Origin of the sequence: Streptomyces sp. 8K308 (genome assembly GCF_004348315.1) — a bacterium.
Classification (GTDB): domain Bacteria; phylum Actinomycetota; class Actinomycetes; order Streptomycetales; family Streptomycetaceae; genus Streptomyces.
Genome location: NZ_SMKC01000279.1, coordinates 1 through 9,530, shown reverse-complemented (window position 1 = coordinate 9,530; position 9,530 = coordinate 1). Strand labels below are relative to the sequence as shown.

Annotated in this window: 8 protein-coding genes and 3 pseudogenes; 4 read left to right on the top strand and 7 right to left on the bottom strand. The window is 66.1% G+C overall.

From position 1 onward, the window contains the following. Nucleotides 1–899: 899 nt before the first annotated feature. Both E1265_RS28035 and E1265_RS28030 read right to left on the bottom strand, forming a co-directional pair. Nucleotides 900–1,592, bottom strand: coding sequence for an HD domain-containing protein (locus E1265_RS28035; RefSeq protein ID WP_132933787.1), 693 nt, complete (start codon nt 1,590–1,592; stop codon nt 900–902). Further along, nucleotides 1,593–1,943, bottom strand: a complete 351-nt coding sequence (locus E1265_RS28030) for a DUF6616 family protein (RefSeq protein ID WP_132933786.1) — start codon at nt 1,941–1,943, stop codon at nt 1,593–1,595. Nucleotides 1,944–2,020: 77 nt separating this feature from the next. On the opposite strand from E1265_RS28030, the gene E1265_RS28025 reads away from it, so the two are divergent. Beyond that, on the top strand, nt 2,021–3,001 hold the full coding sequence (locus E1265_RS28025; RefSeq protein ID WP_132933785.1) for a helix-turn-helix domain-containing protein: 981 nt from the start codon (nt 2,021–2,023) through the stop codon (nt 2,999–3,001). Between the two features lie 126 nt (nt 3,002–3,127). Here E1265_RS28025 and E1265_RS28020 read toward each other — a convergent pair. From E1265_RS28020 to E1265_RS28010, 4 genes and pseudogenes are all read right to left on the bottom strand, one after another. After that, a pseudogene (locus E1265_RS28020) lies at nt 3,128–4,178 on the bottom strand (IS630 family transposase). A gap of 61 nt (nt 4,179–4,239) precedes the next feature. Next, nucleotides 4,240–4,985, bottom strand: a pseudogene (locus tag E1265_RS28015) (integrase core domain-containing protein); the annotation flags it as partial. 322 nt (nt 4,986–5,307) lie between these two features. After that, nucleotides 5,308–5,484, bottom strand: a complete 177-nt coding sequence (locus tag E1265_RS37345) for a hypothetical protein (protein ID WP_165953912.1) — start codon at nt 5,482–5,484, stop codon at nt 5,308–5,310. Further along, nucleotides 5,481–5,789, bottom strand: a complete 309-nt coding sequence (locus E1265_RS28010; RefSeq protein WP_132933784.1) for a hypothetical protein — start codon at nt 5,787–5,789, stop codon at nt 5,481–5,483. Before E1265_RS28010 ends, E1265_RS37345 begins: the two co-directional genes overlap by 4 nt. 411 nt (nt 5,790–6,200) lie before the next feature. On the opposite strand from E1265_RS28010, the gene E1265_RS28005 reads away from it, so the two are divergent. The 3 genes from E1265_RS28005 to E1265_RS27995 all read left to right on the top strand — a co-directional run bounded on the left by E1265_RS28005 (nt 6,201) and on the right by E1265_RS27995 (nt 9,061). After that, entirely contained in the window at nt 6,201–7,139 is a 939-nt protein-coding gene (locus E1265_RS28005; protein ID WP_132933783.1) for a helix-turn-helix domain-containing protein, read from the top strand. 281 nt (nt 7,140–7,420) lie between these two features. Next, nucleotides 7,421–8,269 (top strand): HD domain-containing protein, encoded by an 849-nt coding sequence (locus tag E1265_RS28000; RefSeq protein WP_243741163.1) that lies wholly within the window; start codon nt 7,421–7,423, stop codon nt 8,267–8,269. Nucleotides 8,270–8,413: 144 nt separating this feature from the next. After that, nucleotides 8,414–9,061, top strand: coding sequence for an HD domain-containing protein (locus E1265_RS27995; protein ID WP_132933782.1), 648 nt, complete (start codon nt 8,414–8,416; stop codon nt 9,059–9,061). Between the two features lie 190 nt (nt 9,062–9,251). Here E1265_RS27995 and E1265_RS27990 read toward each other — a convergent pair. Next, a pseudogene (locus E1265_RS27990) lies at nt 9,252–9,440 on the bottom strand (IS5/IS1182 family transposase); the annotation flags it as partial. Between the last annotated feature and the right edge of the window lie 90 nt (nt 9,441–9,530).

The window sequence follows — 9,530 nt, the reverse complement described above, 5'->3', positions numbered from 1 at the left end:
CACAGGCCAACCACCCATCAGCCGCGTCAACAACGCTCCGGGCCCATACAGCTAGGCCCTGTCCTGTCGATCTTGCCGGGCCCGCGACTCGCCCAGGCTTGGCGGCCTGGGTGGGGGCGCCCCCAGCCGGACGAAGTCTGGGGGAGCACCGCGTCTGACGCCGCGGGCTGATCCGACAAGATCGACAGGACAGGACCTAGAGGCAATACCGGTGACTTGCTCTCGAGAGCGCCGTAGGGCGACGTTCCCGCAGGTCAGACGCGCGAATCGACCCTTAAGTCACTGGCATTGGACCTAGAGGACAAGCTCCGCAGTGCCGCCGCGGCGGCGGACGCCGGATATCCGGACAACGACGGCCTGGTCGTCGACCCGGAGCCGGGCATCCCGTCGCCGAAGCCGCACCGCGCGGAGGGTTCACGCCCTCGGCGAAGAGGTTGGAGCAGGAGATCAAGGCGCGGATGCCTGAGCGCACGCTGATCGGATTCTGTCGAGGACCGCGCACTGGAGGAGTGTGCCGCCGCTTCGGCCCGGCCTCCGGCAAAGAGCCGAAGTTGACGACCCGTTCGGCCGCTACGTCATCACCACCTTCGTGAAGGGCAACATGGGCCCGTACGGGGCCGCCCGCCACATCCCCGGGGTGGGCGGGCACGAGCTGTCGTACACGGTGAACCGGCACTTCTCCATCGTGCTGCTGAACGAGGCCATCGCCGACCTAGTCAACGCGCGCGCCCGCCTGGACATCTCGCAGGCGCGGGGCGATGGCACCGCCGTGGCCGCGGACGGCACCCACATGGACACCTACCTCGACAACCTGCTCGCCGAGACGTCCGTCCGGTACGGCAAGCCGGGAGGCAGCAGCATGCCCGCAGGAACTGCCGCTGGGCGCCGCGTGGGAGCGTTCACTCGGCCCAGCGTCTGCTGGCAACGATTGCTCCGGGGTCTGGCACGGGCATCTCGGGGTAGGCGAGGTGGACGGCGGCGGCGGGGAAAGACCAGGGTACGAACTTGGCGGGCCTTGCCCGGATCTGGTCGGCCACCGCGCGGGTGAGGCACGTGCGCACGTCCAGCCGCGGGTAGCGGTCATGTACTGCCGCGAGGAAAACGTCGTCGCGAAAAATGTCGTGGAGTTCCTCGGCTCCGAACTCGAAGATGTCGGCGAAGGTGCCGAAGTGGGTGTAAGCAATCTCGGGCCGCTTGCGGTGGGGAATGCCCGCCGTGGTGTGGAAAGCGACAGCATCCCAGACGACCTCGGCGGCAGCCTTTGGCAGACCATGCCGCATCACGAATTCGGCAGCAGCGTCGGCGCCGTCCACCTCAAACCTCTGAGTGCCGTTGGCTACCTCGGTCAGGCCGACGTCATGCAGCACGGCGGCGAGGAAGAGAATCTCGTCGTCATAGTCGGACTTGCTGAGCCCGGCGAGCCCAGCCAGGCGAACGGCATAGAAGTAACTCCGAATGCTGTGATTCACCAAGTAGGTGGGCTCGTGTGCTTCGATGAACTCGACGGCGGCGACGGTGGCGCGGGTGCGCGGCCAGTCACCGATCGCCGCTGGCAGCGAACCGAGGCTGGCAGGGGCGTGCGAGGTACCCACTCAGCGGCCCTCTGCGCGAAGCGACAGGTGGCTCTTGAGCACGTCCTCGACCGTCTCCAGTTGTCCTGAGACGTTGATCTGGTCGAACCACTCGTACCATCCGGACTCCGTTATCCCGGCGAAGAAGGTGTCGACCAGTTCGGCCGTCGGGATCTGCCATACAGCGAACCAGTCGTGACCGGACGGATGGTCTTCGGTGGGGGCGATACGTCCCCACCCAAGAGTGGTGATCCCGACGGCCGCCATCTGGCTGACACCTTCCTGCACGCTGCCGACGATCTGCTCGCGGATGTCGGGGGGCGTGTCGAGGAAGGCGGGCTTCGGGGTCCAGATCTCAACGACGATGTGCATCAGATCCTCAATCGCGGTTCTAGGGGCGGTACTTCTCCTGACGTTAGTGTCGCCCGGCGCTCCTCTACAATGGCCAAATGGTCACCCTTCCCAAGAATCCGGCCACAGGTGAGGCGCACCCACTCGCGGTGCTTGTTCAGCCAGGCGTCGTGCCGCTAGATCTGGTGATCCCTCTCCAAGTGTTCGGTCCCTGGCCCGCGTACGTAAGTGAATCGCTCGGCGGACTCAAGACGCCGTATAGGCTCGACCTCGTCGGCCCTGGAACGGCAGTGGGCGACCTACTTCAGGTGGGCAACGTCCAGCCGCTCTCCCGCCTCGCAGACGCCCAGACGATAGTTGTTCCGGGAACCTCGGACCCGACCGCTCCGCCGGACCCCGCTACGGTCGAAGCCCTACTGGTCGCCAGCAAGCGGGGCGCGCGTATCCTGTCGATCTGCACTGGCGCTTTCACGGTCGCCGCAACCGGGCTGCTCGACGGCAGGCGCGCGACCACCCATTGGCAGTGGGCACCGGAGCTGCGCGCACGCTACCCGCGAGTCACAGTCGTCGACCGCGAGCTGTACATCGATGAAGGTCAGATCGTGACCTCGGCGGGAGTCCTCGCCGGCACCGACCTGTGTCTGCACGTGCTCCGGACGGACCACGGACAGTACGTCGCCAACACTCTCGCCCGCTACCTCGTCAGTCCTCCGCACCGAGAAGGAGGACAGGCGCAGTACAGCTCTGAACGGCCCGAACGACGAAGCGAGCTGAGCCAAACCACTGACTGGATCCTTGACCATCTTGGCGAGCAGCTAACGGTCGAACGCGTGGCAGCCCAAGCACATGTAAGCGTCCGCACGCTGAGCCGGCGGTTCCGTTCCACCTTCGGCGTCTCCGTCATGGAGTGGGTGGCCCGCCAACGCGTGTCGCGCGCGCGCGAGTTCCTCGAGACCACCGACCGCACCATCGCGGACATCGCCCACGCGTGCGGTTTCGGGTCCGTAGAGTCGCTCCGCGTCCATTTCATGGCGCAGACGATGACGAGCCCCTCCCGTTACCGGTCGACCTTCGGTTGACATGTCGGCCCATCGTGGGCAGCTCTCCCGACTCTCGAGCTGAGGTTCCCCGCTCAGCCTCCATTCACCGGTGCAGTTCTGAAGTGATCCCCTGATGCGTTGAGGTCGGGTTTGGCACTGTTAGCTCTAGTGTTCTGAGTCGTTAGTTTGTGTGCAGCAGGCGGCGAGGGATTCCAGGATCTCGTCGGCGGTCTTGGTTCCCATGAAGGGCTTGGGGCCTTCCACTCGTTGATCCAGCCGCGGATGTCGCGTTCGAGTTCGATGACGCCGTGGTGGGGGAGCGGCGGAGTTTGCGGGTGGTCAGCTCGGCGAACCAGCGCTCGACCAGGTTAGCCAGGAGGCGGAGGTGGGGGTGAAGTGGAGGTGGAAGCAGGGGTGGCACAGCAGCCACTTCTCGACCGCCTCCGTCTCGTGGGTGGCGTGGTTGTCCGGGATCAGGTGGAGGTCCAGGTGCCGGGGTAGGAACTCCTGACGCGGGTGGCGGCGGTAGTGCTGGGCGATGACCGAGCCGGATGCGATGTCCAAGGCGGCGAACAGACTGGTGGTGCCGTGGCGGATGTAGTCGTGCGTCATCCGCGCCGGGTGGTGGGCGCCAGCGGCAGGACCGGTTGGGTCCGGTCCAGCGCCTGTGTCCGCGACTTCTCATCCGCCGCCAGCGCCAGGGCGTTCTCAGGCGGGGAGAGGTAGATGCCGACCACGTCGCGCACCTGGTCCACGAACCGCGGGTCGGTGGACGGCTTCCAGGTCCGCACGATGTGGGGCTTGAGTCCGCAGGCCCGCCAGGTCCGTGAGACGGCCGACTGCGACATCCCCGAAGCCGGGCCATCGACCGCGTCGACCAGCGCGTGTCGCCCTTCGGCGGTGCTTGGTCAAGGGACTTGGCGATCGCCGCCTCGCCCCGCTCGTCACTGATCTTCCGCGGCGCCTCCGAGCGCGGCTGGTCGGTCAGCCCTTCCAGCCGGTCCGCCACGATCCGGGACCGCCACGTGCGCACCGTCTCCCGCGAGACGCCCAACATCTCCGCGACCTGCGAGTTCGTCCTGCCATCCGCGCACGCCAGCACGATCCTCGACCGCAACACCAGCGACGAAGCCGCAGTCCGTTGCCGCGACCAACCCCGCAGCACCCGGCGCTCCTGGTCAGACAGTTCCAGCGGCAACGGCTTCGGACTCGGCATCCTCCCCGCACCAGCAACTGCCGAGAAACTTCCAACCCAGGACACTACTGTAGTTGCCCCAGCTGTATTGCCCTGTGAGGTTGCGGACGCGGCTGGCGGGTGGTTGGCCGCCCAGCGCGGTGTGTCCGTGGTGGTGATTGTCAGTGTGCAACCCGGTTGGGGAAGGCGTCGCGTCGGTCCTGTTCTGATCAGTGAGGGCGGGCGTAGGCCCACTCATCGAGCAGGGTGCGGTTGAAGCGTTCGACCTTGACGTTGGTCTGAGGCCGGTAGGCGCGGGTGCGATTGTGTGTGATCCCGACCGCGGTCAGGGTGTAGCGCCACACGCGGGACTTGGGGCAGGAGCCGTTGTCGGTCAAGACCGCTCGACGCTGATTCCGACGCTGATTCCGACGCTGGTGGAGAACGCCTGGGCGCGGGTCCAAAACCGGCGGCGGTCTCCTTCTTCTCGTCGGTGCGGATCTCGCTGTGGGCCAGGCGGGGGTGGTCGTCGACGGTGGGATGCGGGTAGCTGTAGCCGACGTTCGACCGGGTCTCGCGGCCAGCCCGGCGGCGGCCCAGGACCTTGTGCCCGCCGCCGTCGGGGATGTTGCCGAGTTTCTTGATGTCCACATGTGCCAGTTCGCCGGGCCGGTCACGTTCGCAGCGGCGGATGACGCGGCCGCAGGCCCGATCCAGGTGTGCCAGGCGGGCGAGCCGGTAGCGGGTGAGCACGGTGGAGGGAACCAGCTTGAGCAGGTGCGCGATGCGTGCCGGTCTCCACCGCCGGGTAACGCGGACTTTGATGATCCGACGCTTGGTGTGTGTCGGCGGTACGGATGCTGCCGTTCGGCCTGAAAGGTCTCGAAGTGCTGTCGGTGAAGAAGGGGTGGGAGCGACAGACGGGAAACAGCTCGCTCTGCTCTCCAACGGTGGCGGATTTGGCCAGGTACCGCCGAAGATCAGATGGCGGTGACCTGTTCGCCTTCTTCCGGCCGGTGAACGCGGTGTAGGCCGGTGTCTCGGCGACCTCGGCATCGGAGATCAGCTGCCGGTGTCCGGGGCCACCACTGCGCCGGGGGCAGTCGATGGGGTGCCACGCGTCCTCGTCGCGGCGATCGCGCGTTTGATGGAGGGGGTCATGCCGGTGCGATCAAGAAGTGGGCGCGGCCCGGCCGCAGGTGGCGATCACGTCGACGGTATAGAACTTGCTGTCCGCGCGCAGCACGTGGATGCCGGTGCAGCCGGCCTCGCGGGCGCTGGCCAGGGCCTCGGTGACGAACCGCTCGGCGCCGCAGGAGTCGGTCGCCTTGCCGTGGCGTAGCCTCACGCCGTGATGGCCGGCCGTGTGATTGGGGTGCAGACAGTGGCCAGCAGCGGGCGCAGAATGCGTATCCCCTCGAACCGGCCGACCTGAACACCTTGCTTGCCCCGCCCGTAGACCCGCTTGTGAGTGGAGTCGACATCGACGAAGGCCACCTCGTGGGCCCCCGGTAACAGCGGGGCGCTGGAAACGAGCCGACCGAGGAACTTCCGTTGCATCGCCTGGAGCTGCAGAGCGTGGCCGCGCGTGAGGAGCGCAGAAACGCACCCGACGAACATCGAGGCCCGGATCCTGTCGAACAGGATCGGCATGGCGCCGCGCCGTAGCCGGTCGGCGTCCTCGAGGCAGTCCGCCCGGCATACATCACCGCCACCAGCGACATCACCCTGGCTGCCGGGTTCCCCCACCGCTGCTGTCCGCTCCGGCGATCCGCATCGCCTGGTCGGCCATCTGTGACAGCCCGCCCGCTCCGCCACGCGCACCACCGGTAACAGACCTGCGTCTGCGACAGATTCGACTCATCGAAGCGGGCAGAGACCGGCAAAGCGGTTTCACGTATGAGACGCCTCGCTGACCGCGCGTGACGAAACCTTCGACAAGCCCATCATCGCAGGCCACGAGGGTGTTCTACGTTCCAGCCCTCACATCACCCGCTGACCACACCGGTGCATCGAGGCATGGGGGCCGACTGACTGGATGCCTTCAATCGATAGAATCTCGCCATGGCCGTTCACCGTGTCGCCGTCCTCGCCCTCCACCGCGTCGTTCCCTTCGACCTGGGTATCCCGACGTTGGTGTTCGCGCAGCGGCCGTCAACGCCCTATCGCATGACGTTGTGCGCGGAGAACCCGGGCGAGGTGACGACGGCGACGGGCTTCACCGTGCGCGTGGACGGCGGGCTGACCGTGGCCCGCCGCGCGGATACAATCATCGTGCCCGGCTATGCGCTGCAGTCGCGACCGACACAGGAGGTGCTCAGCCTGCTGGCCAGGGCGCACGACCGGGGCAAGCGGATCGTGTCGATCTGCACCGGGGCCTTCGCGTTGGCCGCGGCCGGAGTCCTGGACGGCCGGCAGGCCACGACTCATTGGCGCCATGCCGACCGCCTCGCTGAGGAGTATCCGCAGGTGCTGGTCAACCGTGACGTCCTCTACGTCGACGAGGGCACCGTCCTGACCTCCGCCGGTGTCGCGGCGGGTATCGACCTGTGCCTGCACATCGTTCGCACTGATCTCGGGTCCCGCATCGCTAACGACCTTGCCCGAGACATCATCGCCGCACCACACCGCAGCGGTGGCCAGTCACAGTTCATCCAGCGGATTGTTCCGCCGGAGCGCGGCATTTCGTTGGCCGCCACGCGGGCCTGGGCGCTCAGCCGACTCCAGCGTCCGCTCACCGTCGCCGACCTCGCCCGGCACGCGGGAGTTTCCGAACGCACCCTTGCACGCCGGTTCGTCGCCGAGACCGGCATGTCGGCCCTGCAGTGGCTGCTCGCCGCGCGCATCGATCTCGCTCGCGAGCTTCTCGAACGCGGCGATCTCAGCATCGAGCAGATCGCCGACCGATGTGGCATCGGCACGACCGCTAACCTTCGTACGCACTTCCGCCGGCTGGTCGGCACCTCACCCGCTGACTATCGCAGAACATTCGCCTCCGCGTAGGGTGCCCGGTTTCGACTTTCCCAACGTGACGCAGCAGTCATCTGGTTCTCCAAGCGCGTGAGCTCGTGGCGCAATCCTCGTACGACGGGGCATGATTGGCCCCGGCCACCTCATCATCGAAATTAGTACGCCCGGCCTCCGTGCCATCGCTGTTCGACGCCCACCGCGCACGTTTCGAAATTGCGGAGGCTCTCCGTTCGCTGAGGGCGCACTTACTCCTCAGCCCCTGCCTCGAACCCGGACATTCCTCGGTCACTTCGTCGAAGAGGCCCGGAAAGGCCATGAACATCGAGAAGTTCGCCATCTCCCTCGCCAGCACGCTGCCCAACGGTCGGCCGAGTCCTGACGGAGCGCCATGGGTGTACATAACGGGCGCAAGCGACCGGATGGCCTTGGCAGGAATCTATCGCGATCTGGCATTGGGGCCACTTGGCTGGGTCGCCAGCTGGTCCCATGATGGGCGTATGGACGAAAGCACCACGATGGTCGATGACAATCCGCTTGCTCTGCCGGACAGTGCCGCGGCGCGCGAAGCGCTCAACTGGATCAGGCGGACCGAGCCAGAATGGTTGGTCAATCACAGCATTCGCAGTTTCCTGTTCGCGCGGCTGCTAGCCCGGCACCGCGGGATGCGGCCGGGGGTGGACTATGACACGGAGCTTTTGTTTCTGACGTGTGTGCTGCACGATCTCGGGCTGACCGACGAGGGAAACGGCAGCCAGCGGTTCGAAGTCGACGGTGCCGATCTGGCCGCGAAGTTCGTGGCTGCCCGCGGCTTCGAAACCGGAGCGGTCGACATGGTCTGGCGGGCCATTGCCCTGCACACATCGTTCGGAATCGCCGAGCGGTGCGGCACTTTGTGCGCGTTGCTCCACGGTGGCACCGTCATCGATATCACCGCAAGGGGCAGCGAGTTCATCTCCGATGCAGAGGCACAACTGATCCACGACGCCTACCCGCGGCGGTCTGCGGTGCGTGGGCTGTTGGGCGCGATCGGCGATCAGGTCGCCGTCCGCCCGGAAAAGGGGCCAATGATGACCCTTCCTGCGGAGCTCGCGCGGCTGCGGAGCGTCAACGAGCTCACGCACCTCGAAAACCAGATGATTGCTGCGTCACGCTGGGGAAGTTGAAACCGGGCAGCCTATGCGGAGGCGAACGAGGGGTATCCGCCCAGAGTCCATGTTTCAGCAGCCTGTGGGCAAACATGCGGCAGGACGGGCCCTTCGTGAGCGGCGGTCTCATGTGTCTACCCCGTAGAGAAAGGTCAGCATGTCATGCCCGGAATCGAGTTGTCTCTCCCTGCCACCGAGATCGCGACTAGCGCCCGGGAGTTCGCTGAGCGGATCGAGGCGCCGTTCCTGTTCAATCACAGTGTTCGCGCCTATCTGTTCGGCAGTGCCGTGGCTGCCGAGAAGGGGTTGAAGGCGGGTGACGACTACGACGACGAGTTGCTGTTCCTGGCGTGTGTTCTGCACGATGTCGGGTTGACCGACGAGGGCAACGGAAACCAGCGTTTTGAGGTCGACGGGGCCGATTTGGCCGTGCGGTTTCTGCGTGAGCAGGGCGTCGAGGAAGAGCGGACGCGGGTGGTGTGGGACGCGATCGCGTTGCACACGTCCCTGGGAATCGCCAGTCGCAAAGGGCTGGAGGTGGCGCTCATGCAAAGGGGTACTTCGCTCGATGTGATCGGTTGGGGTGCTGAGGACTTGCCGGAGGGATTCGCCGACGAGGTGCACGCGCAATTCCCTCGGCTCGAGGTCGAGGAGCGTCTTGCCGACGCCATCGTCCAGCAGGTTCTCGCCAATCCGGCTAAGGGCGAGCCGACCACGTTTCCCGGCGAGCTCGTGCGGCAGCGCGTGCCTTCGGTGCGTATGCTGACGTGGGAAGACATGGTTGCTGGTTCGCCCTGGCCGGACGTCTAACGAGTTCGTGCATGGTTGGCGGTGAGGCGTCGAGTTCCTGATCGTTGATCATTGGCCGTGTGGTGGGGAACGCGTCTCGTGCGGCGGTCATCAGTGAGCCTTTTTCCGTGCGCCCAGCAGAGCAGGAGGTGACACCGTGACATAGCGTTGTTCTTACTGTTCGGAAGCTCGTCGTCGCCTGTCGCCGGCTTCGGACATTCACGCCGTGCCGATGGTGCTTGCCGGAGCAGTACGGCCGGTCGGCGGCGATCCGGTCGATCGGCAGCAGCGTCCCGTCCAGGACCACGAATGCCTTGGCGGCCGCCGCGTAGACCGTCGCGGTCATGTCCGGGGCGAGGGCCGCGAGTACATCGACCGCTTCGGTGACGTACCGGTTGGACAAGCACGTGAAGCTCCGGGCGGACAGGTTGATCTTGGTCGACAACCCATCTACCGGGAGCCTCACTCTTTTCTCCACCCAGCCCTCACC

Excerpts from the sequence above, each read along its gene's own strand:
- E1265_RS28030 (WP_132933786.1), bottom strand. The coding sequence starts at position 1,943 with ATGCACATCGTCGTTGAGATCTGGACCCCGAAGCCCGCCTTCCTCGAC.
- E1265_RS28025 (WP_132933785.1), top strand. The coding sequence starts at position 2,021 with ATGGTCACCCTTCCCAAGAATCCGGCCACAGGTGAGGCGCACCCACTC.
- E1265_RS28010 (WP_132933784.1), bottom strand. The coding sequence starts at position 5,789 with ATGCCGATCCTGTTCGACAGGATCCGGGCCTCGATGTTCGTCGGGTGC.
- E1265_RS28005 (WP_132933783.1), top strand. The coding sequence starts at position 6,201 with ATGGCCGTTCACCGTGTCGCCGTCCTCGCCCTCCACCGCGTCGTTCCC.
- E1265_RS28000 (WP_243741163.1), top strand. The coding sequence starts at position 7,421 with ATGAACATCGAGAAGTTCGCCATCTCCCTCGCCAGCACGCTGCCCAAC.
- E1265_RS27995 (WP_132933782.1), top strand. The coding sequence starts at position 8,414 with ATGCCCGGAATCGAGTTGTCTCTCCCTGCCACCGAGATCGCGACTAGC.